Below are 21,415 nucleotides of genomic sequence, written 5' to 3'. Positions count from 1 at the left end.
GAGCCGTTGCGGAGTCCGCTCAGAGTGCGGTGGGGAGTGACGTCCAGAGGCGCAGCCGGTCGGGAGCCGCTCGGAGGGCGGCGAGAACGGCCGGGTGTGGACCGTCGTAGAGATCTGGATATTCCCCTCCTTCACCTGACGCCCCATCAGGGACAAAGGCCAACTGTTCGCCATGGAGGGAGAATTGGGCGTTCACGCCCGGTTTGTTGCCCCGGGGGTCCTGGCGGTGCCAGGCGCCGTGGAAGCGGACGGCGATCAGGCCGTGGACGACGTGACCCGAGCCGTCGTCGTGGCGCAGCCGTTGGTAGCAGAACCCGGTGGGGATGTCCTCGGCGCGCAGCAGGGCGGCGAGGGCGTGCGCCTTGGCGTGGCAGATCCCGGTCCCCCGGGTGAGTACGTCGGAGGCGCGCCAGGTGACGCGCAGGTCCCCGGAGTCATGGGAGTGCGGGATGGTGTCGCGGACGAACTCGTAGGCGGCCTGTGCATAGGCATACGAGTCGGCCACCTCGGCGGCCAGTCGCGCCGCCGTCCGCCGCACCACCGGGTGGTGATGGTCGATGACCTCGTCAGCGCCCAGGTAGGCGGACAGGTCGGGGCTCTTCTGGATCAGCTGCATGAGCGCAGAGCATAGAAATGCACCCACCCAAGAGTCAATGACTTTTCAGGTGGGCGCATATCTATGCAGGGCTGTCGGCTACCGTGCCATCTCCTCCTTGACGGCGGTCACGAACGCGTCCACGTCGTCCTCGGTGGTGTCGAATGCGCACATCCAGCGCACCACTCCGTCGGCCTCGTCCCAGAAGTAGAACCGGAACCGCTGTTGCAGGCGCTCGCTCACGTCGTGCGGGAGCCGCGCGAACACGCCGTTGGCCTGGACCGGGTAGAGGATCTCGACGCCGTGCACGGCACGGACGCCCTCGGCGAGCCGCTGGGCCATCTCGTTGGCGTGGCGGGCGTTGCGCAGCCACAGGTCCTTGGCGAGCAGCGCCTCCAACTGCACCGAGACGAAGCGCATCTTGGAGGCGAGCTGCATGGAGAGCTTGCGCAGATGCTTCATGTGGCGCACGGCGTCCTGCTCGATGACGACGACCGCCTCGCCGAACACCGCGCCGTTCTTCGTGCCGCCCAGCGACAGGATGTCGACGCCGACCGCGTTGGTGAACGTCCGCAGGGGGACGTCCAGGGAGGCGGCGGCGTTGGCTATGCGGGAGCCGTCGAGGTGGACGCGCATGCCGTGGGCGTGGGCGTGGTCGCAGATCGCGCGGATCTCGTCCGGCGTGTAGAGGGTGCCGAGTTCGGTGCTCTGGGTGATCGAGACGACCTGGGGCATCGCCCGGTGCTCGTCGTCCCAGCCCCAGGCCTGCCGGTCGATCAGCTCGGGGGTGAGCTTGCCGTCGGGCGTGGGCACGGTGAGCAGCTTGAGGCCGCCCATCCGCTCGGGGGCGCCGCCCTCGTCGACGTGGATGTGGGCGCTCTCCGCGCAGATCACCGCGCCCCAGCGGTCGGTGACCGCCTGGAGGGCGACGACGTTGGCGCCGGTGCCGTTGAAGACCGGGAAGGCCTCGGCGGTGGCGCCGAAGTGGCTGCGGATCACGCTCTGGAGGTGCCCGGTGTAGTCGTCCTCGCCGTAGGCGACCTGGTGGCCGCCGTTGGCGAGGGCGAGGGCGGCGAGCACCTCGGGGTGGGCACCGGCGTAGTTGTCGCTGGCGAAGCCCCGGACCTCGGGGTCGTGGTGACGACGGGCGTCGGTCCGGGGAGGGTTCACGGCTGCTCGGTCAGCCACAGACGGTTTCCGTTCACTTCGGCGGCGGACTTGTTCCAGACGTCGGTGATGGCCTCGGCGAGGTCCGTGACGTCCGTGAAGCCGGCGAACTTCGCGTGCGGCCGCTCGGCCCGCATCGCCTCGTGGACCAGCGCCTTCACCACGAGGATGGTGGCCGCCGAGGTCGGTCCCCCGGCGCCGCCCGCCTTGCGGAAGTAGTCGCCCATGGCCAGCGTCCACGCCTCGGCGGCGGCCTTGGCGGCGGAGTAGGCGGCGTTGCCCGCGGTGGGCTTGGTGGCGCCGGACGCGCTGATCAGGACGTACCGGCCGCGCTCGCTCTCCTGGAGCGCCTCGTGGAAGGCGAGGGAGGTGTGCTGCACGGTGCGGATGAGCAGCAGTTCGAGGAAGTCCCAGTCGTCGAGGCTGGTCTTGGTGAAGGTCTCGCTGCCGCGCCAGCCGCCGACGAGGTGGACCAGGCCGTCGACGCGGCCGAACTCCTCGACGATGTGGGCGGCCCACGCGTGCGTGGAGTCGAGGTCGAGCAGGTCGACGGGTTCGCCGGTGACGGTGGCGCCGCCCGCCGCGTACCGGGCCGCGTCCACCGCCTCGGCGAGCCGTTCCGGGTCGTTGTCGGCGGCGACGACGGTCGCGCCGGCCTCCGCGAGCCGGATCAGGGTCGCGCGGCCCGCGGGTCCACCGGCGCCGGCGACCGCGATCACCGCGCCGCTGAGAGGGCTGTTCACCATGTGCTTCGCCTCCTGAGCACTGTGGCCGGTGCGGTCGCTCACGCGGCGACCTGCTCGGCGTTCTCCGACCGGATGCCCCGGGTCGAGGCGATCACGTTCTTGAGTTTCTTGGAGAGTGCCTCATAGAACATGCTCAGGGGAAACTCGTCCGGAAGCACGTCGTCCACCAGCTTGCGCGGCGGCAGGTCCAGGTCCAGGGCGTCCGGCCCCTTGGCCCAGCGGGAGCCCGGGTGCGGCGGGAGGTAGCCGGCGACCAGCTCGTACCCGGCGAACCAGTGGACCAGCTTCGGGCGGTCGATGCCGTCGCGGTAGAGGGTCTCGATCTCGGCGCAGAGCTGGTTGGTGACCTGCGGGGCGCGCTCCCAGTCGAGGTGCAGCTTGTTGTCCGTCCAGCGGATGACGTCGTGCCGGTGCAGGTAGGCGAAGAGCAGCTGGCCGCCGAGCCCGTCGTAGTTGCGCACCCGCTCGCCGGTGACGGGGAAGCGGAACATCCGGTCGAACAGGACGGCGTACTGCACGTCACGAGCCTGCGGAACGCCCTCGTCCGCCAGCTTCACGGCCTCCCGGAAGGCGGTGAGGTCGCAGCGCAGCTCCTCCAGGCCGTACATCCAGAACGGCTGCCGCTGCTTGATCATGAACGGGTCGAACGGCAGGTCGCCGTGGCTGTGGGTGCGGTCGTGGACCATGTCCCAGAGCACGAACGCCTCCTCGCAGCGCTTCTGGTCGTGGACCAGCGCGGCGACGTCCTCGGGCAGTTCGACGCCGAGAATCCCGACGGCGGCCTCGGTGACGCGGCGGAAACGCGCGGCCTCGCGGTCACAGAAGATGCCGCCCCAGGAGAATCGTTCCGGCGCTTCCCGCACGGCGATGGTCTCCGGGAACAGGACGGCGGAGTTGGTGTCGTACCCGGCCGTGAAGTCCTCGAAGGTGATCCCGCAGAACAGGGGGTTGTCGTAGCGGGTGCGCTCCAGCTCGGCCAGCCAGTCGGGCCAGACCATGCGCAGCACGACCGCCTCCAGATTGCGGTCCGGGTTGCCGTTCTGCGTGTACATGGGGAAGACGACCAGGTGCTGGAGGCCGTCCTCGCGGTGCGCGGCGGGCTGGAAGGCCAGCAGCGAGTCGAGGAAGTCCGGCACCGCGAACCCGCCGTCGGCCCAGGCCCGCAGGTCCGCGACGAGCGCCCGGTGGTAGGCGGCGTCGTGCCCCAGCAGCGGGGACAGCTCCTCGACGGCGGTGACGACCGCGTCGACGGCCCGCTCGGCCGCGTCACGCCCGGGGGCGCCCTCGGCGGCGAAGTCGATCGATCCGTCCTTGGACTGCCATGGCCGAATCCGCTCCACGGCGTTCTTGAGCCCCGGCCACGCCGGGTGCTCGACGACCCTGGTCACGGGAGGAACAGACCCCTCCACGCCCACCCGCACAAGAATTTCCGTCATGTCCCACCCTCCACAGGAGAACGTCGCGTAAGAAGACCGTATAGGTACGTGGTTTCACGCAGCAAGAGGAGCCCCAGGAAATTATCCTGCCAGCCCCCGCTTCTCACCGAATTTTTTCCTGCCGGAAACCCGTTTGCCCGATACATGGACGGCGCCCGCCTACCCCGGGTCCCGGTGCGCGAAACAGGCCACTGATCGCCACGCGTGGCTCCGGGGAACCGGGGCAGGGGCGGACACGGCACGTGCGGGTTCATCGCGGGGCGCGGCCATTAGGCTGCGGCTCTGCCCGCGCGGCCGTCCGCCCCGGTGCGCGCGAGCCCCTCAGCCGCCGTCGACGGAAGTGAGTCGAGCCTTGAACTTCTTCACCATCGGTCACCGCGGAGTCATGGGTGTCGAGCCCGAGAACACCCTGCGTTCCTTCGTCGCCGCCCAGCACGCCGGTCTCGACGCCATCGAACTGGATCTGCATCTGAGCAAGGACGGCGCCCTCGTCGTCATGCACGACACGGACGTGGACCGCACGACCGACGGGACCGGCGCGATCGCCGAGAAGACCCTCGCCGAGCTGCGGGCCCTGGACGCGGGGCGGGGCGAGCGCGTCCCGGTCTTCGAGGAGGTCCTCGACGCCGTGCCGACCCCGGTGCAGGCCGAGATCAAGGACCTGGCGGCGGCGCGGGCGCTGGCCGAGGTGATCCGCGCGCGCAGGCTGGTCCCCCGCGTGGAGGTGTCGTCGTTCCATGACGAGGCGGTCGCCGAGATCGCCCGTCTGGTGCCGGGCGTGCGCACGGCGCTGATCGCCAGCCGGTTCGGCCCCGACATCGTGGACCGGGCCGTGGAGGCAGGGGCGGCGACGGTCTGTCTGAACATCCGGCGGCTGACGCTGGAGATCGTGGAACGGGCGCGGGCGGCGGATCTGCGGATCATCGGCTGGGTGGTGAACACGCAGGACCAGCTGCGTCTGGTGCGGGCCCTGGGCCTGGACGGCGCGACCACCGACTACCCGGAGATCAAGCGCACCGGCCGGTTCACCGCGTGACGCTCAGCCCCACTCCTTGACCAGCAGCTCGAACCGCAGGTCGGGGCGGAGCGGAATGCCGAAGCGCTCGTCGCCGTACGGGAAGGGGCTGGTGCGTCCTGTGCGGCGGTAGCCGCGCCGTTCGTACCAGGCGATGAGGTCGGCGCGGACCGAGATCACGGTCATGTGCAGCGCGCGGGCGTCCCAGTCGACGCGGGCGACGCGTTCCGCCTCGGCGAGGACGGCTCTGCCGAGACCGGCGCCCTGGAGCGCGGGGCTGACGGCGAACATCCCGAAGTAGGCGTGGTCGCCGCGGTGTTCGAGCTGGCAGCAGGCGACGACGTGGCCCGCGCGCTCGACCATGAGCAGCCGGCTGTCCGATGCCGTGATGACCTCGCGGACGCCGTCGGGGTCGGTGCGCTGCCCGTCCAGGATGTCCGCCTCGGTCGTCCATCCGACCCGGCTGGCGTCGCCCCGGTACGCGGACTCGATCAGCGCGACCAGCGCGGGCACGTCGGTGTCCCCGGCATCGCGGAAGGTGAGGGCGTGGGGGGCGGCCGTGTCCATGGGCGGGTCTCCGATCTGCGCTGCGGCGCGAACACGGCCGAGGGTAGCGCGGGTTGGGCTCTGGGGTCCGGCCCGGTCGGGTCCGGGCCGGAAGGTCAGACGCGCAGCGCGCCCAGGCGGCCTTCGAGACGTCCGAGCAACTCCCCGAGCAGTCCCGCCAGTTCCTCCTGGCCCTCGGGGGCGAGTACCGACAACACCGCTGTCTCGTAGGCGAGTTGGTCGGGGAGGATGGCGTCGACCAGGTCCCGGCCCGCGTCGGTGAGGCGGAGGTGGGCCACCCGGCGGTCGCGGGTGTCACCCCGGCGCTCGACGAGACCGCGCGCGGTGAGCTGCTTGAGGCGTTTGGTGACGGCGGCGCCGGAGGAGAAGGTCTCGCGGGCCAGCTCGCCGGGGGTCAGTTCGTGCCCGGTGCGGCGCAGGGCGCCCAGCAGGTCGAACTCCGCCCGGCTGAGCCCCGCCCGGCGCAGCGGCGCGTCCTCGGCCTGCTGGAGGAGGGCGGCGCAGCGGTTGACGCGGCCGATGATCTCCATCGGGGCGGTGTCGAGGCCGGGGTGGACGGCCTGCCACTGCCGCACCACCGCGGAGACGGTGTCGCCCACGGGCGCCGAGGTAGCCCTCTCCCGGCGGGGTGCCGTCATCGTCGTACGCCTTCCGTCCGTGTGCGGTGGTCCGGGTGCCGTGCCCGGCGTCGGGTGGTCGCGGCGAGCGTACGGTGTCCGGCGCGCTCGGCCCACATCACCCGCTCGTGCGGCAGGGCCCGCCCCCACCATTCACCGGACGCGGCCTCGACGGTGGCCCGCAGGTCGACCAGGCAGGCGGCGAGGGCCCGGCGGGCGGACTCCAGCGCGGCGGGCTGCGGCGCGGATGCGGCGAGCAGCCGGGCAGCGCGTTCCCGGGCGCGTTCGACGGCGGCGAGGGCGTCCTCGACCCGGTCGCGGGAGCGCCGGTTGGTGACGGCGACGGCGGCGACGAAGCCGACCAGGGCGCCGACGACGGTGTCCACCACGCGCTCGGTGATGAGCGCGGCGGACTCCTGGGCGCCCACGAACTCGGTGATGAGCAGCGCCATCGGGGTCACACAGACGCTGCCGAGCCAGTAGTTGCGGGTCATCAGCGCCTCGGCGCCGAAGTTGAGGGCGAGGCAGCACAGCACGACGGCGGCGGGGCCGAGGTGGGCGAGCGGGGCGAGGGCGGCGAAGAGGAGGACGCCGACGAGGTTGCCGACGACGCGCTGGACGCCCCGGCTCCAGGTGAGGGCGACGTTGGCCTGGTAGAGGGAGGCGGCGGTGACCAGCGCCCAGTAGGGGCGGCCGATCCCGAGGGCGAGCGAGGCGTATCCGGCCAGCGCGCAGCCGAGCGCGGTGCGTACGGCGAGGGGGGCGAGCGGGCCGAGACGCTGCCACAACGGCGGTGGCGGGGAGGCGAGTTCGACCTCGACGCCGAGCAGCTCGTCGTCGTCCTCGGGGGTGTCGGTGCGCGGGACGGGTCCGGCGCCGACCAGGTCGCGGGCGAAGGCACGCAGCCGTTGCGGGTCGGTGTCGGCGGGGGCGGCGAGGGCGACCTCGGCGCGTACGACGAGGCGTTCCAGGGCGCGCCGGGTGCGGGCGGAGGGGGCGCCGGTGGTGAGCAGCGACTGCCAGGCGGCCTGCACGGCGGCGGCCGCGGCGGCCCGGGCGCGGGCCGCGCCGTCGCCGGTGGGGCCGGTCTCGGCGTACCCGGCGGCGGCGTTCAGGGCCTGGGCGGTGGCCCGGCGCTCGGGGCCGTGCGGGCGCAGCAGCCAGGGCGCCATGCCGACCAGCCAGGCCCAGCCGCCGGCCGCGACGGCGAGGGCGAGGTGGGCCGGGACCTGGTCGAGGCGCTGCGGGGCGAACAGGGAGGCGGAGCTGATGAAGGTGAGGACGATGGGGCCGGGCGGGCCGACCCGGGTGGCGTCGCACAGCGTCTTCTGGGCCGCCGCCAGCAGGGCGCCGACGGTGACCAGGACGATCGCGCTGCCGGTGAGCGAGGCGGTGACCAGGGAGACGGCGAGCCCGGCGACCATGCCGAGGACGACCAGGGCCAGCACGCGGGCGCGGGCGGCGTAGGGGCGGCTGTGGGCGTACACGGCGCACAGCGAACCGGCCATCGTGTAGAGGGCGAGGTCGAGGCGGCCCAGGGCGAGGAGGGTGAGGTTGGGCGGCGCGACCGAGACCACCACGCTGAAGGCGGACTTGTACCAGATGTCCGAGGGTCTGCCGAGCCGCAGCACTCCGGCCAGCGGGAGGCGCCGGACGCGCGGGGCGGGGGTGGGGGTCGCACTGCTCATCCCGTCACCTTAACAAGTGTTTTACCTGTAAACAATATCGGCGGGAGCGCGTGGACCGGCGCGTTCACCCGCCGCGCTCCGCCGGATGCTCCCCGTGTACCTCCTTGCGCTGGCGTGCGCGCCGCGTGGTGTGGGCATCGACCGACTGTCGACACCGTCGAGCGGGGAGGTGCGTGTGCACGGACCGGCTTCGCCCGGGTGGCTGCTGGTCGCGCTGTGCGCGGTCACGGGGGCCTACTGTCTGCTGCGGATGCGCAGCGAGGTCGAGGAACAGCGCCGGAGTGCGGGGGCCGAGGCGCTGATGGGGTTCGGGATGGCCGCGATGGCCGTGCCGAGCGCGGTGTTCAGTCCGCCGCCGTGGACCTGGCCGCTCTACGCGGCGGTGTTCGGGGCCGCCGCGCTGCGCGCCCTGTGGGCGATGCGGCGGGGCACGCGGCATCTGCACCATCTGGTCGGCGAGGCGGCCATGGTCTACATGGCGGTCGTGATGACCGTCTCCCCCGGCGACCACGCGGGACACGGCGCCGGGTCCGGACTCCCGCCGGTGACCGGGGTGTTGGTCCTCTACTTCGTGGGATACGTGCTGCTGTCCGGCGCCCGGCTGGTGCCGGTGACGGCGGGCGCGGGGAGCCTCGGGTGGGGTGACCGGCCGGAGTTGGCGCGGGCCTGCCGGCTGTCGATGGGGATCGCGATGGTGGCGATGCTGCTGACGGTGTGACCCGGCGCCGGGGCGGCGCACGCGGGGCCGTTGCCTGCGTCACTTTGCCGCGACGGGCCGTGTGCCGGGCGGCGGCACCCCCATAGGCTGGGCCCATGATGGTCCCCGCAGCACTGTTGCTGCTCGGCGCCCTGACCGCCGTCGTCGCGCCACGGCTGCTCGCGCTCGCCCGCTGGCCCGACCGTGAACCGGTGGTCGCCCTGTGGGTGTGGCAGTGCGCGGTGGCGGCGGTCCTGCTGTGCTGCACGCTGTCGATGACGCTGAGTGCGGCGGCGGCCTGGCAGGCGGTGCGCGGCCATGTGTTCGCGACGGCCCCGCACGGCGTGCTGGAGGCCTACCCGCTCGGAACGACGGGACCGTGGGCGGCGGCGACGGCGCTGACGCTCGCCGGTGCCGGCGTCTGGAGCGTGGCCATGCTGCTGCGCGAGGTGCTGCGGGCCCGCACCGGCCGGCTGCGTCGCCGGGCCGAACTCCAGCTGCGCGCCCCGCTGTTGCCCGGCGAGGAACCGGCGCACGGCCGGCTGGTGGTGCTGGAGGGCGAGCGTCCCGACGCGTGGTGGCTGTCGGGCGCGGCGCCCGGGCTGGTCGTCACCACCGCCGCGTTGCGCCGCCTCAAGGGGCGGCAGCTGGACGCCGTTCTGGCGCACGAGCGGGGGCACGCGCAGGCCCGGCACGACTGGCTGCTGCACTGTTCGTCGGCGCTGGCGGGCGGGTTCCCGCAGGTGCCGGTGTTCGCGGCGTTCCGGGACGAGATGCACCGGCTGGTCGAACTCGCCGCCGACGACATGGCCTCGCGCCGCCACGGCCGCCTCACCACCGCCCTCGCGCTGGTCGAACTCAACGAGGACCGTGGGGTGTTCGGCCCCTCCCCCGCCGCCCAGGCGTACGTCCCGCAGCGCGTCCACCGGCTGCTCACCCCGGCCGACCGCCTCCCCCCGACCCGCCGCCTGGGCCTGACGGCGACGGCGACGCTGGTCCCGGTGGTGCCGGTCCTGGTGGCGTTCGTGCCGGGCCTGCGGGCGCTGGGCTGACCGGCCTGTTCGCCTCCCGGCCACCTGGTCGGCGAGGATCGAGGTATGCACCCCCACCTCGTCGACTCCCCGCCCCGCCCGCCGGCCCACCTGCCCGCCACGCGGGCGGCGATCGCGCTGGCCGCCGTCTCCGCGCTGCTGCTCGCGCTGGTCGCCGTCCGGTGGCGGCCGTTGATGGACCTCGACGCGGACCTCGCCGGCACCACCCACCGCTGGGCCGTGGCCGACCCGGGCCTCACCGGCGTCGCGCGGATTCTCACCGACTGGGTGTGGGACCCGTGGACGATGCGGCTGCTGTGCGCGGTGGTCGTGGTGTGGCTGGTGGTGCGGCGGTCGGACCGCTGGACGGCGGTGTGGCTGGCCGTCACGTGCGCGCTGGGCACCGGACTGCAACAGGGTCTCAAGGCCGCCGTGGGCCGCCCTCGTCCGGTCTGGCCCGACCCGGTCGACACGGCGCGGTTCGCGGCCTATCCGTCGGGGCACGCGATGACGGCGACGGTCGTCTGCGGTCTCCTCCTGTGGCTCCTGCACCGGCACGGCACCACCCCGGCCAGGTGGCGCGCGGCGCTGGCGGTCGCGGTGGTCTCGGTGGCGGGCGTCGGCCTGACCCGGGTGTGGCTGGGCGTGCACTGGCCCTCCGACGTGGTCGGCGGCTGGCTCCTCGGCGCGCTGACGGTGGCCTGCGCGGTGGCGGTGCACCGACGTCTGCACCCGGCCGCCTGACCTGACCGACCGTCAGCTCCACAACGACGGTGCGCCGCACGCCCGTTCACGACGCGCCCTCGGAGCGGCTCGCGTACGCCGCCGGGCAGAACGGCACCGCCCGCCTGAGACGATCCCCCGTGTCGCCCCAGACGGACGGCTCCTGACCAGGCCGCAGGGGGCCCGGTCCGGATGCGCTGAGTATAGTTGGCTGGCAACCAGTCAACGCAGGAGTTCCAGCATGTCCCCGCGCAGCGCCTCGGTCAATGAAGAGTTACGGAGACGTTCCCGGGAACGGCTTCTGATGGCGGCCGTCGAGGTGGTCGCGGAGCGCGGGTACGACGCGACGACCCTCGCCGACATCGCCGACCGGGCCGGTTCCGCACGCGGTCTGGTCTCCTACTACTTCCCGGGCAAACGGCAGTTGGTGCAGTCGGCGGTGCACCGGCTGATGCACCGCACGCTGGAGGAGGCCGTCGAGCGCGCACCGCGCACCTCGGACGGGCGGGAGCGGATGGCGCGGGCCATCGACGCCATTCTGGGCCTGGCCCGCGACCGGCCGGTCCTGATGCGCCAGCACATGGCGGGGCTGCTCCAGGCGGAGGGGTTCGTGCAGTGCCCCGAACAGCAGCGCCTGGCCGAGCTGTTGCGGGACGCGGTGACCCGGCACGGCTCCGCGCACGCCGACACCGACTACCCGATGCTGCGCTCCCTGCTGATGGGCTCGGTCTACGCCATGGTGCTGCCGAACGTCCCGATGCCGATCACCACCCTGCGCGCCGAACTGTTCGCGCGCTACGGCCTGGAGTGGGACATGGGAATCCCGCCGGACGCGGATGAGGCGTCCGACGGGAGTCAAGGGGCGGATCTGTCACGGTACTTCGCGACCGGCGACCCGGTGACCGCTCGGCCCGGGGGGACCGAACGGCCCGATGGCGCGGGTCAGTCGAAGTAGTCCGGCTGCGTCTGCACGTTCAGCTCGCCCAGGCGCACGCGCGCGGCCGGGTCCGTGCGGCGGTCGCTGAGCTTGAGCACGTCGAAGCCCTTGGCCATGTCGTTCGAGTAGATGTAGCCGTTGTAGTAGTACGCCGACCAGGAACCGCCGCCCACCAGGGTCTCGGTGCTCAGCGGGCCGCGCTCGAAGTAGGCGATCTCCCGGGGCTTGGCCGAGTCGGTGAAGTCCCAGACGGAGACGCCGCCTTGGTACCAGGCCTGGACCATGAGGTCCTTGCCCTTGACCGGGATGAGCGAGCCGTTGTGGGCGACGCAGTTCTCGGTGTCGGCCTGGTAGCGGGGCATCTTGTAGTAGCTGCGGAAGACGAGCTTGCGCTGGTCGCCCTTGCCGACGATGTCGTAGATGCCGTCGGCGCCCCGGTTCGGGCCGGTGGCCGCGTTGCAGGTGGCCGCGCCACCGCCGCCCAGCTCATCGGTGAACACGACCTTCTTGGCGGTCTGGTTGAAGGTCGCCGAGTGCCAGAACGCGAAGTTCACGTTGTCCTGGACCTGGTCGATGACCTTCGGGTGCTCCGGGTCCTTGAGGGAGAACAGGATGCCGTCCCCCATGCAGGCGCCGGCCGCCAGGTCCTCGTCGGGCAGCACCGTGATGTCGTGGCAGCCCGTGGTCTTGGAGACGCCCGGGTTGGTGGGCGCGCCGGGGTTGCCGCCGCCGTCCTCGCCCTCACCGGGGAAGAGCACCGGGAAGCCGACGACCGCCGACTTCTCGGGGTGGGCGCGCGGCACCTTGATGACGGAGATGCCGTCGTGCGGCGGCTGGCAGTCCGGGTAGGACGCGCTGGGCGAGTACGAGGAGACGTAGATGTAGACGTTCTTGCGCTCCGGCACCAGCGAGTGGGTGTGGGAGCCGCAGGCGGTCTCGACGGCGGCGACATAGCGCGGGTTGCTCTTGTCGCTGATGTCGAAGACCTTCATCCCCTCCCACGACGACTTCTCGGTCGCGGGCTGGGTGGTGCTGTTGCAACTGCTGTCGCTGCGCGAGGAGTCGGTCGACAGGAACAGCAGGTCGCCGGAGACCGAGATGTCGTTCTGCGAGCCAGGACAGAGCACCTGGGCGACGGTCCTGGGGGCCTTCGGGTTGCTGATGTCGAAGACGCGGAAGCCGTCGTAGTTGCCGGCGAAGGCGTACCTGCCCTGGAAGGCGAGGTCCGAATTGGTGCCGGGCAGGGCGTCCTTGGGGATGTTCGCGAGGTGCTCGATGTTGGCCGAGTGGACGATCTCGTCCTTGCCGGGTATCTCACCGGCGGCGATGGCCTCGGCGGCCTGGGCACGGACGCTCTTCGACACCTCCTTCTCGGTCGCCGGGGCGTCCCCGGGGTCGGGGGTGGCGGCTGCCGGGACGGCGGTCAGCAGCGCGGCCATGAGACCGGCGGCCACCGCGGCAACTCCCGCGCGTCTGCGCCGCGTTCGGGAATCTTTGAACAGGATCACTGCTTCCTCCCTGGTTCCGTTCACGTCGGAACGGTTCGCGCACCCCCGAAGTATCGTCTTCATCATGCTCAGATCAACAGTGCGCAATGAAGCCGTAATGAAGCTTTTCGATCACCCATGAACAAGGGCGTGCTAGGAAAGTCATCCACAGCCACGCGGTGACCTCAATCCGCCTGCCACCGGAGGTAGTTGTGCCGTTGCGCCGAGCCCCCCGCGCATTTCTCGCCACCCTCGCGCTGACCGCGCCGGTCCTGCTCGGGCTCACCGGTTGCGAGGCCGACACCGACGCCACGCCGCCCGCGTCGAGCGGGCCTTCGGTGATCGTGCCGGGGGCTCCGGGCGAGGCGAACCGGACCCTCTCCGCGGCGGACGCGGCGGCCCAGCGCTCCGAGGACGACTCCCCCAACGCGGCGGACGTCGCCTACGCCCGCATGATGATCCAGCACCACTCCCAGGCCCTGGACATGACCGGACTCGTCGCGGACCGGGCCGAGTCGACGAAGGTCATCGGGCTCGCCGAGCGGATCGCCGCGTCCCAGGGGCCGGAGATCACCGCCATGCGGGGCTGGCTGAAAACGAACGGCAAGAGCGAGCAGGGCACCGGGCACGACCACGCCTCGATGCCCGGGATGGCCACCGACGCCCAGCTGAAGACGTTGCGCGCGGCGCACGGCACGGCGTTCGATCAGCTCTTCCTGACCCTGATGATCACCCACCACGAGGGCGCGCTCACCATGGCGACGGACGTGAAGGGGCAGGGCAACAACATCCGGATCGAGGAGATGGCCGACGACACGATCGCCCAGCAGACCAGCGAGATCACCCGTATGCGGGAGATGCTCTGACGGTCGCCGCCACCCCGACTCCGGTGCTCAGCGCTTCACATGACGGGGCGTCAGGAATCCGGCGTCCCGCGCCCCCGAGATCAGCCGCAGGGACGTGCGGCGGCTGTGGCCCGTGGCGTCCATGACGGCGAGGACCGGGTCGGCGCCCTCCCGCTGGGCCGCCCGGTACTCCTGGGCGACCTGCCGGCGCCCCTCGGCACCGCCCGGCCAGGGCGGACGCGCTCGGCGGGACCCGGCGGCGCCGTCGCCGCCGGGGTCGGCACCGAGGCCGCACGCCTCGTGGAGCGGGGCCTCCAGCCAGTCGGCGAGCACCACGAGGTCGTCCAGACAGAGCGCCGGCTGGGCCCGCACGTCCTCGACGGACAGACCGGCGGCGCCCACCACGGCCAGGGCGTCGACGCGGGCGCCGTCGGCGAACGCCAGCCGGACGGTGAACCACGACGTGACGTTCTCGCCCTCCCGCACTTCCCACGCGGGCCACACGGACACCGTGCAGTCCGCCGGGCAACGATCAGAAAGATTAAGAAAGGATGCTTCTAGCACTTACGCAACGTAACTGCACGATCACACTCGATCCGAACCGGACACGCGCACCCCATGCCGCCTGCACCCCGCCGGCCGAGCGGGGCGGGCCGAACGGCGGCCTACCAGATTCAGCCACTCTCTGGCCGGTATGACACGCACTGGCAACATGACAGTAATCAACAAACTGTTTAACGGGCCTACCGTCTGGTGCTGTTCGGATGCCATCCCCCGCCGCCGCCCAGGAGTACCCATGACCACAGCCACCCCCGCGCATCCCGTCGACGAGGTGCCACCCGCGGGCCGGCTGGCCGCCTTCGGGCTGCAACACGTGCTCGCGATGTACGCGGGCGCCGTCGCCGTTCCGCTGATCGTGGGCGGGGCGATGAAGCTGTCGCCGGCCGATCTGGCGTACCTCATCACCGCCGACCTGCTGGTGTGCGGCATCGCGACGCTGATCCAGTGCGTCGGGTTCTGGCGGTTCGGGGTCCGGCTGCCGATCATGCAGGGCTGCACGTTCGCGGCGGTGTCCCCGATGGTGCTGATCGGCACGACGGGCGGCGGACTGCCCGCGATCTACGGGGCGGTGATCGTCGCCGGGCTCGCGATCATGCTGCTCGCGCCGGTCTTCGGCCGGCTGCTGCGGTTCTTCCCGCCGCTGGTCACGGGCACGGTCATCCTGATCATCGGCATCTCGCTGCTGCCGGTCGCGGGCAACTGGGCCGCGGGCGGCTCCGGCGCGAAGGACTTCGGGGAGCCCAAGAACCTCGCGCTGGCCGCGTTCGTGCTGGCCGTGGTCCTCGCCGTGCAGCGGTTCGCGCCGGCGTTCCTCAGCCGGATCGCCGTCCTGATCGGCATCGCGGTGGGCCTCGCGGTGGCGATCCCCCTCGGGTTCACCGACTTCAGCGGGGTCGGGGACGCGGGCTGGCTGGGCATCAGCACGCCGTTCCACTTCGGGGCGCCCACCTTCCAGGCGTCGGCGATCATCTCGATGCTGGTCGTGGCGCTGGTGACGATGACGGAGACGACCGGTGACCTGATCGCGGTGGGCGAGATGACCGGGCGCAAGGTGGACCCGCGCTCGCTGTCGGACGGGCTGCGGGCCGACGGCCTGTCGACCGTGCTGGGCGGCGTCTTCAACACCTTCCCGTACACGGCCTACGCGCAGAACGTCGGCCTCGTCGGGATGACCCGGGTGCGCAGCCGCTGGGTGGTGGCGGCGGCCGGCGCGATGCTGGTGGTGCTCGGTCTGCTGCCCAAGCTGGGCGCGGTGGTCGCGGCGATACCGGCGCCGGTGCTCGGCGGCGCGGGCCTGGTGATGTTCGGGTCGGTCACGGCCAGCGGCCTGCGCACGCTCGCGCGGGTCGACTTCAAGGGCAACGACAATCTGACCGTGGTCGCCGTGTCGGTGGCCGTCGGCATGCTGCCGGTCGGGGTGCCGACGGTGTACGAGAAGTTCCCCGACTGGTTCCAGACGGTGATGGACAGCGGCATCAGCGCGGGCTGCCTGACCGCGATCGCCCTGAATCTTCTCTTCAACCACCTTCCCGGCAAGGGGAGTTCAGCCGCCGAGACGGACGGCCTGCCGGTCGGCGGCGTCCAGAAGAGCGTCGAGGAGCCCCGGGAACAGGTCGTCTAGGGCGGCTCGGCGCAGGGCGGTCATCTTGGCCGTGCCCCGGTAGACCTGCCGGACCACCCCGGACTCGCGCAGCACCCGGAAGTGCTGCGTGCTCGTGGACCTGGTGACCGGCAGGTCGAAGTGCGAACAGGCCAACTCGCCACCGTCGAGGGCCGGATCTCCCCGCAGGACCTGGGCCTGCGGAACGACACCCAGGTCGAGGCGTTCCGGCGGATCAACCGTTTCCTGGTCGCGCAGGGGACCGTGCCCGGCGTCCAGCTCGGCCACGGCGGGCGCAAGGCCTCCACCGACCAGCCCTGGAAGGGCGGCGCGCCGCTGGCACCGGACGCCGGGGGCCGGCGGCCGGTGGCGCCGAGCCCGCTCCCGTTCGCCGAGGGGCTCGCGGTTCCGGATGAGTTGACGGTCGATCAGATCCGTTTGATCGTGCGGCAGTTCGCGGACGCGGCGCGGCGGGCGCTGGCGGCCGGGTTCGAGGTCGTGGAGGTGCACGGCGCCCACGGCTACCTCATCAACGAGTTCCTGTCGCCGTACTCCAACCACCGCACCGACGCCTACGGCGGCGATCACGACAACCGCACCCGGTTCGCCCTCGAAGTCGTCGACACCGTACGGGAGGTGCGGCCGCAGGACAAGCCGCTGTTCTTCCGGATACCGGCGACCGAGTGGCCGGCCGACGGCGGCTGGAGCGCGGACGACACCGTCCGGCTCGCCGCCGATCTGCACGCCCACGGCGTCGACCTGCTCGACATGTCGACCGGCGGCAACGTCCCCGCCGCCCGCATCCCCGTCGAGCCCGGCTTCCAGGCGCCGTTCGCGGCGCGGGTGCGGGCCGAGACGCCGATGCCGGTGGCCGCCGTCGGCCTGCTCACCGAGCCCGCGCAGGCGGCGAAGATCCTGCTGAACGGCGAGGCCGACGCCGTTCTGCTGGGCCGTGAGCTGCTGCGCGACCCGTACTGGGCGCAGCGTGCGGCGCGCGAGCCGGGCGGCGAGGTGCACCGCCCGGCCCCGTACCACCGTTCCGCCTGAGCCTCCCCGCCTCGACCGCGTCCGGCCGCCCCCCTGCACGGCGGACGGGCGCGGTCGTTCGGCGTCAACTCGTCGTGCAGGCGGTGCCGTTGAGGGTGAAGGCGCCGGGTGCGGCGCTGTTGCCGGTGTGGGTGGCCTGGTAGCCGAAGGAGACGCTCGCGTTCGGGGCGAGGGCGGCGTTATAGGAGACGTTCGTCGCGGTCACCGCGCCGGAGGCCGGGGCGAAGGTGGCGCTCCAGCCGTTGGTGACGGTCTGTCCGGAGGGCAGGGTGAAGGCGAGCTGCCAGCCGTCGAGGGCTGTCGTGCCGGTGTTGGTGAGGGTGACGGAGGCGGTCAGACCGGTGCTCCAGGCGCTGGTCGAGACGGTCACCCGGCAGGGGCCTGCCGGGGGCCTGGGCACCGTGCCGCCGGCGTCCAGGCCGAAGAAGGTGAGCGCGCGGGCGGCCATGCCCCAGGCGTAGAGGTCGTGGCCGACGCCCTGGAGGCTGATCGCCTCCACGGGGGCCCGGTCACCGGTGGCGCCGTAGCGGGTGCGCGTCCAGCCTGCGGCGGGCGAGTCGGTGGCGGCGGGGGTCTGGCCGGTGCCGAGGACGTTCGTCCACTGCTTCACCTCCTCGCCGAAGTTGGGGTAGCGCAGGGTCTCGTCGGCGGTGCCGTGCCACAGCTGCATGCGGGGGCGGGGTCCGCTGTAGCCGGGGTAGGCGCCGCGCGCCAGGTCGCCCCACTCCTGCGCGGTGCGGGTGACGGTGCCGCCCGCGCACGCGCTGTTCCACTCGGAGCCGTCGGTGGTGGCGAAGCAGCCGAACGGGACGCCGGAGAAGGCGGCGCCGGCCGCGAACACGTCGGGGTAGTCGCCGAGCAGCACGTTCGTCATCATCGCGCCCGAGGAGATGCCGGTCGCGAAGATCTTCGTCGGATCGGCCGCGTACCGGGCCACGGTCCAGTCGACCATGGACTTGATGCCGACCGGGTCGCTGCCGCCGCCGCGCCGCAGGGCCGCGGGTGAGGAGACGTCGAAGCACTTGCTGGCACGCGTGACCGACGGGTAGACGACCACGAATCCGTAGGCGTCGGCGAGGGTGGCGAACTCGGTGCCGGAGTACATCGCGGGGCCCGAACCGGTGCAGTAGTGCACGGCGACGACGACCGCCGGGTGAACGCTGACGGTGGCCGGCACGTACAGGTACATCTGAAGGTCACTGGGGTTGCTGCCGAAGTCGGTGACCTCGGTGAGGGTCGCGGCCGGTACGGCGGCGGCCTCGGTGCGGGCGGTGGCCTGCGGCGCGGCGAGCAGCCCGGCCGCGAGGAACGACAGCAGGGCGGCGAGGAGTGCCACGAGCGGCGAACGCGGTGGTCTCCTCGTGGTGGCGGGCGTGGTCACGTCCTTGCCCCTTTCTCGACGGGAGGTACGGGCACGGAGGGGTGCGACGACGGTGCTGAGACGGTTCCGGAACGGGTGCGGGACGGGTGCGGAACGGCTTCGGGAAGGCTTCGGAACGGCGCGCGCTCGTCGGCATGGTGGCATGGACACGACCGGCATGGAAGCGCTCCCACACGCGCTTCCGGCCACCCCGCGGCTCCGACCAGGACTGGCCGAATGTGTCCTGCGCGAGGCGTTGACCAGAAAGCGCTTGCCCCCTACGTTCCGTTCAGCAGGGTGACCGCGAGGACGCGAATCCGGCCCGAATCGTCACCATGCCTCCGTAATGGGTTCAACATGAAGCTCGTCGTTCACATACTCGACCAAAAGCTTCCGAAGGGACGCACCCCGCATGCGTACTCGCCTCCCCCAGGCCCCCACCCGCCGCGCCGCCCTGGTCGCCGCCGCGGCTGCGTTGGCCACCGTCGCCGTGGTCTCGCTCCCCCAGTCCGCGGGCGCGGCCGACTCCCCGCTCGTCGGCTACGCCGCCGGGACCACCGGCGGCGGCAGCGCGACGGCCGTCACCGTCTCGACGCTGGACGCCTTCAAGACCGCCGTCACCGGCAGCGCCACGAAGGTGGTGAAGGTCAACGGCCTGATCTCGCTGAGCGGTCAGGTCGACATCGGCTCCAACACCACGGTCCTGGGCGTCGGTCCGTCCTCCGGCTTCACCGGCGGCGGACTGCGGCTGAAGAACGTGACCAACGTCGTCGTCCGCAACCTGAACATCAGCAAGCCGGTCGCGCCGTCCGACGGGATCACCGTCCAGGCCTCGACGAAGGTGTGGATCGACCACAACTCCTTCTCGTCCGACCTGGATCACGGCAAGGACTACTACGACGGCCTGCTCGACATCACACACGCCTCGGACTACGTGACGGTGTCCTGGAACACCTTCAAGGACCACTACAAGGGTTCGCTCGTCGGCCACAGCGACGACAACTCGTCCGAGGACACCGGGCACTTGAGGGTGACCTACCACCACAACTGGTTCAACAACGTCAACTCCCGCATCCCCAGCCTGCGGTTCGGCACCGGGCACTTCTACGACAACTACGTCGTCGGCGCCGACACGGCCGTGCACTCGCGGATGGGCGCGCAGATGCTCGTCGAGAACAACGTGTTCCGCTCGACCAAGATCGCCGTCACCACCATCCGGGACAGCGACGTGGACGGTTACGTGAACCTCAGCGGCAACGACCTCGGCGGGGCCGCGACCGAGGTCTCGCAGGTCGGGACGTTCACCAAGGCTCCCTACAGCTACACCGCGGAACCCGCGTCGACGGTCGTCGCCTCGGTGACGTCCGACGCCGGCGCCGGAAAGCTCTGACCGACCCCCACTCGGAAGCAGGTACCCGCACATGACCTCCCCAGCACCCCGGCGGGCCAGGCGGCGCGCGCTCACCGGCGCACTCGCCGCCGCCGGACTCACTATTGGCATGATCATGACGAACGGGGCGCTGACCCCGGCGGCAGCCGCCACCTGGCCGTCCGCGAGCGGCAACCAGGCGGTCACCGCCTCGATCAACATCTCCGGCACCAAGGACTACGGGATGCTGCGCCTGTACGGCAGCGGCGACCTCGGCACCGGTGGCCAGAACGAGGACCAGGACCCGATCCTGAACCTCGCGGCCGGGGCCACCGTCAAGAACGTCATCATCGGCTCGCCCGGCGCCGACGGCATCCACTGCGCGGGCAGCTGCACCTTGCAGAACGTCTGGTGGGAGGACGTCGGCGAGGACGCGGCCACCTTCCGCGGCTCCTCCTCCTCGAACGTGTACACCGTCTCCGGCGGCGGCGCGAAGGAGGCCAGCGACAAGGTGTTCCAGTTCAACGGGGCGGGCACCCTGAACATCTCCAACTTCGCGGCGCAGACGTTCGGCACCTTCGTGCGCTCCTGCGGCAACTGCTCGACGCAGTACAAGCGCACGATCAACCTGACCGGCATCGAGGCGACCTACAAGGGCGGCCGGATCGCCGGCATCAACACCAACTACGGCGACAGCGCGACCCTGAAGAAGATCACCATCGTGGGCGACTCCGGCAAGAAGATCGTCCCGTGCCAGAAGTACATCGGGAACAACACGGGGGCGGAGCCGCCCACGAACGGCTCCGGCCCGGACTCGACATACTGCAAGTACGCGACGTCGGACATCACCTACAAGTAGCGCGTCCGGGGTGAACTCGGCCGTACGGGGCGCCGCGAGGGCGGTGTGCCGTACGGCCGCCGGCGTGTTCGGGGACAGGGGGTTTCGGCGTGTCCGGGGACAGGAGGTGTGAGGCGGGGCGCTGTCGCCCACGCACGCGTGGCGGCCGTTCCGCGTCTCACGCGTGGCGGCCGTTCCGCGTCTCACGCGTGGCGGCCGTTCCGCGTCCACGCACGCGTGGCAGCCCTTCCGCGACGGCTTCGCCGCGCGCGCGGGCGAGCGTTCCGGTCGGGCGCCCGGCCGTTCGCAGGGGGTGGCCTCAGAGGCCGATCGCGACCGCGATCCCGGTGCGGTAGTCGGCGTACGCGGTGCGCAGGGCGGGGGCGGGCCAGTCGGCGGGGAGGAGTTCGGGGGGCAGGACGGGGTCGGCGAGCAGGTGGCGTACGACCGCCGCGAAGACGGTGAGGCCGTCGGCCGGGCGCCGCACCTCGGCCACCCGGGCCAGCAGGGCGTGGGCGTGCGCCGACCAGGCGTCCAACGGCCAGAGGAGGGCGGCGAGTTCGGGGCCCGGGGTGTCGGGGCGGGCGGTGCAGCTCTGGGCGACCCGGGCCAGCTCGGCCGGGAGCGGGCGGCTCAGGTTGGCGGGGCGCAGCCACACGCCCTCCCGGAGTTCGGCCAGGCGCAGGGCGGCCAACCGGGCGCGCAGCTCGGCGCGTTCGGCGGCTCCGCGACCGGTGGCGGTGATCACCACCATCTCCCAGTCGCCGTTCCACGCGCGTGTACGGGGCCGCACGGACTCGTCCTGGCGGTGCTGGCGGGCGAGCAGCCGGTCGCTGAGCCGGTAGACGGCATCGGTGCGGACCAGGTCTCCGGCGGCCACCATCCGGCTGAGCGCGGCCCTGAGCGTGGAGGCGCCGACCCCGAACGCGGTCACCGCGCGGACCAGGTCCTTCACCGCCAGCTCCGGCGGATGCGCGCCGAGCAGCAGGCTCAGCACGACGGACCGCGCGGACAGCGGGCGCAGACCGGTCGCGCCGGGCTGCTCAGTGACGTTGATCCGCATGGACACGTACCTTACGGGCTTCGCGC

The 21,415-nt window shown here is 72.0% G+C and carries 21 protein-coding genes and 1 pseudogene; 10 read left to right on the top strand and 12 right to left on the bottom strand.

The annotated features are described in order from the left end of the window. Positions 1-19: 19 nt before the first annotated feature. The 4 genes from ACIQOU_RS01730 to ACIQOU_RS01715 all read right to left on the bottom strand — a co-directional run bounded on the left by ACIQOU_RS01730 (position 20) and on the right by ACIQOU_RS01715 (position 3,944). On the bottom strand, positions 20-616 hold the full coding sequence (locus tag ACIQOU_RS01730) for a transglutaminase domain-containing protein (protein ID WP_401532986.1): 597 nt from the start codon (positions 614-616) through the stop codon (positions 20-22). A 78-nt stretch (positions 617-694) separates the two neighbouring features. Then, positions 695-1,765: a threonine aldolase family protein gene (locus ACIQOU_RS01725; RefSeq protein ID WP_401532984.1), complete on the bottom strand. Its 1,071-nt coding sequence runs from the start codon at positions 1,763-1,765 to the stop codon at positions 695-697. Then, on the bottom strand, positions 1,762-2,508 hold the full coding sequence (locus ACIQOU_RS01720) for an SDR family NAD(P)-dependent oxidoreductase (protein ID WP_401532982.1): 747 nt from the start codon (positions 2,506-2,508) through the stop codon (positions 1,762-1,764). The genes ACIQOU_RS01725 and ACIQOU_RS01720 overlap by 4 nt, the downstream gene beginning before the upstream one ends. A 38-nt stretch (positions 2,509-2,546) precedes the next feature. Beyond that, positions 2,547-3,944, bottom strand: a complete 1,398-nt coding sequence (locus tag ACIQOU_RS01715) for a DUF6421 family protein (protein WP_401532981.1) — start codon at positions 3,942-3,944, stop codon at positions 2,547-2,549. A 352-nt stretch (positions 3,945-4,296) separates the two neighbouring features. On the opposite strand from ACIQOU_RS01715, the gene ACIQOU_RS01710 reads away from it, so the two are divergent. Then, positions 4,297-4,980 carry a glycerophosphodiester phosphodiesterase gene (locus tag ACIQOU_RS01710; protein ID WP_401532980.1) on the top strand — a complete coding sequence of 228 codons (684 nt, stop codon included), beginning with the start codon at positions 4,297-4,299 and terminating at the stop codon, positions 4,978-4,980. A 3-nt stretch (positions 4,981-4,983) separates the two neighbouring features. On the opposite strand, the gene ACIQOU_RS01705 is transcribed toward ACIQOU_RS01710, so the two are convergent. From ACIQOU_RS01705 to ACIQOU_RS01695, 3 genes are all read right to left on the bottom strand, one after another. Continuing rightward, positions 4,984-5,526: a GNAT family N-acetyltransferase gene (locus ACIQOU_RS01705; RefSeq protein ID WP_401532979.1), complete on the bottom strand. Its 543-nt coding sequence runs from the start codon at positions 5,524-5,526 to the stop codon at positions 4,984-4,986. Between the two features lie 95 nt (positions 5,527-5,621). Then, positions 5,622-6,164, bottom strand: a complete 543-nt coding sequence (locus ACIQOU_RS01700; RefSeq protein ID WP_401532978.1) for a MarR family winged helix-turn-helix transcriptional regulator — start codon at positions 6,162-6,164, stop codon at positions 5,622-5,624. After that, positions 6,161-7,831 (bottom strand): FUSC family protein, encoded by a 1,671-nt coding sequence (locus ACIQOU_RS01695; protein WP_401532977.1) that lies wholly within the window; start codon positions 7,829-7,831, stop codon positions 6,161-6,163. Before ACIQOU_RS01695 ends, ACIQOU_RS01700 begins: the two co-directional genes overlap by 4 nt. 175 nt (positions 7,832-8,006) lie before the next feature. On the opposite strand from ACIQOU_RS01695, the gene ACIQOU_RS01690 reads away from it, so the two are divergent. The 4 genes from ACIQOU_RS01690 (at position 8,007) to ACIQOU_RS01675 (ending at position 11,237) form a co-directional block, all read left to right on the top strand. Continuing rightward, positions 8,007-8,549 (top strand): DUF5134 domain-containing protein, encoded by a 543-nt coding sequence (locus ACIQOU_RS01690; RefSeq protein WP_401532975.1) that lies wholly within the window; start codon positions 8,007-8,009, stop codon positions 8,547-8,549. A 95-nt stretch (positions 8,550-8,644) separates the two neighbouring features. After that, positions 8,645-9,580: a M56 family metallopeptidase gene (locus ACIQOU_RS01685; RefSeq protein WP_401532974.1), complete on the top strand. Its 936-nt coding sequence runs from the start codon at positions 8,645-8,647 to the stop codon at positions 9,578-9,580. A gap of 45 nt (positions 9,581-9,625) precedes the next feature. After that, positions 9,626-10,303 carry a phosphatase PAP2 family protein gene (locus tag ACIQOU_RS01680; protein ID WP_401532972.1) on the top strand — a complete coding sequence of 226 codons (678 nt, stop codon included), beginning with the start codon at positions 9,626-9,628 and terminating at the stop codon, positions 10,301-10,303. Positions 10,304-10,523: 220 nt separating this feature from the next. Further along, positions 10,524-11,237: a TetR/AcrR family transcriptional regulator gene (locus ACIQOU_RS01675; protein ID WP_401532970.1), complete on the top strand. Its 714-nt coding sequence runs from the start codon at positions 10,524-10,526 to the stop codon at positions 11,235-11,237. Here ACIQOU_RS01675 and ACIQOU_RS01670 read toward each other — a convergent pair. Continuing rightward, positions 11,225-12,727: an LVIVD repeat-containing protein gene (locus tag ACIQOU_RS01670; protein WP_401532968.1), complete on the bottom strand. Its 1,503-nt coding sequence runs from the start codon at positions 12,725-12,727 to the stop codon at positions 11,225-11,227. The two genes, ACIQOU_RS01675 and ACIQOU_RS01670, sit on opposite strands and share 13 nt — an antisense overlap. Before the next feature lie 191 nt (positions 12,728-12,918). On the opposite strand from ACIQOU_RS01670, the gene ACIQOU_RS01665 reads away from it, so the two are divergent. Then, positions 12,919-13,572, top strand: coding sequence for a DUF305 domain-containing protein (locus ACIQOU_RS01665; RefSeq protein ID WP_401532966.1), 654 nt, complete (start codon positions 12,919-12,921; stop codon positions 13,570-13,572). 27 nt (positions 13,573-13,599) lie between these two features. On the opposite strand, the gene ACIQOU_RS01660 is transcribed toward ACIQOU_RS01665, so the two are convergent. Next, positions 13,600-14,061: a DUF6214 family protein gene (locus tag ACIQOU_RS01660; RefSeq protein WP_401532965.1), complete on the bottom strand. Its 462-nt coding sequence runs from the start codon at positions 14,059-14,061 to the stop codon at positions 13,600-13,602. 286 nt (positions 14,062-14,347) lie between these two features. On the opposite strand from ACIQOU_RS01660, the gene ACIQOU_RS01655 reads away from it, so the two are divergent. Beyond that, entirely contained in the window at positions 14,348-15,733 is a 1,386-nt protein-coding gene (locus ACIQOU_RS01655) for a nucleobase:cation symporter-2 family protein (RefSeq protein ID WP_401532963.1), read from the top strand. On the opposite strand, the pseudogene ACIQOU_RS01650 reads toward ACIQOU_RS01655, so the two are convergent. Continuing rightward, a pseudogene (locus ACIQOU_RS01650) lies at positions 15,656-15,877 on the bottom strand (winged helix-turn-helix domain-containing protein); the annotation flags it as partial. The gene ACIQOU_RS01655 and the pseudogene ACIQOU_RS01650 sit on opposite strands and share 78 nt — an antisense overlap. Between ACIQOU_RS01650 and ACIQOU_RS01645 the strand changes: the two are divergent. Further along, complete coding sequence (locus tag ACIQOU_RS01645; RefSeq protein ID WP_401532960.1) at positions 15,854-16,759, top strand: NADH:flavin oxidoreductase/NADH oxidase; 906 nt, start codon at positions 15,854-15,856, stop codon at positions 16,757-16,759. The pseudogene ACIQOU_RS01650 and the gene ACIQOU_RS01645 sit on opposite strands and share 24 nt — an antisense overlap. 64 nt (positions 16,760-16,823) lie before the next feature. Here the strand turns inward: ACIQOU_RS01645 and ACIQOU_RS01640 are convergent, their stop codons facing one another. Next, positions 16,824-18,140 carry a PHB depolymerase family esterase gene (locus ACIQOU_RS01640; RefSeq protein WP_401532959.1) on the bottom strand — a complete coding sequence of 439 codons (1,317 nt, stop codon included), beginning with the start codon at positions 18,138-18,140 and terminating at the stop codon, positions 16,824-16,826. Positions 18,141-18,531: 391 nt separating this feature from the next. On the opposite strand from ACIQOU_RS01640, the gene ACIQOU_RS01635 reads away from it, so the two are divergent. Together ACIQOU_RS01635 and ACIQOU_RS01630 are read left to right on the top strand one after the other, a co-directional pair. Further along, positions 18,532-19,509 (top strand): polysaccharide lyase family 1 protein, encoded by a 978-nt coding sequence (locus ACIQOU_RS01635; protein ID WP_401532958.1) that lies wholly within the window; start codon positions 18,532-18,534, stop codon positions 19,507-19,509. Positions 19,510-19,540: 31 nt separating this feature from the next. Further along, on the top strand, positions 19,541-20,347 hold the full coding sequence (locus ACIQOU_RS01630; protein ID WP_401532956.1) for a pectate lyase: 807 nt from the start codon (positions 19,541-19,543) through the stop codon (positions 20,345-20,347). 298 nt (positions 20,348-20,645) lie between these two features. Here ACIQOU_RS01630 and ACIQOU_RS01625 read toward each other — a convergent pair whose 3' ends face one another. Further along, complete coding sequence (locus ACIQOU_RS01625) at positions 20,646-21,389, bottom strand: PaaX family transcriptional regulator C-terminal domain-containing protein (protein ID WP_401532954.1); 744 nt, start codon at positions 21,387-21,389, stop codon at positions 20,646-20,648. Positions 21,390-21,415 lie beyond the last annotated feature (26 nt).

The organism is Streptomyces sp. NPDC091279 (assembly GCF_044757465.1).
Taxonomy (GTDB): domain Bacteria; phylum Actinomycetota; class Actinomycetes; order Streptomycetales; family Streptomycetaceae; genus Streptomyces.
This window is presented reverse-complemented; position numbering and strand designations above follow the sequence as displayed.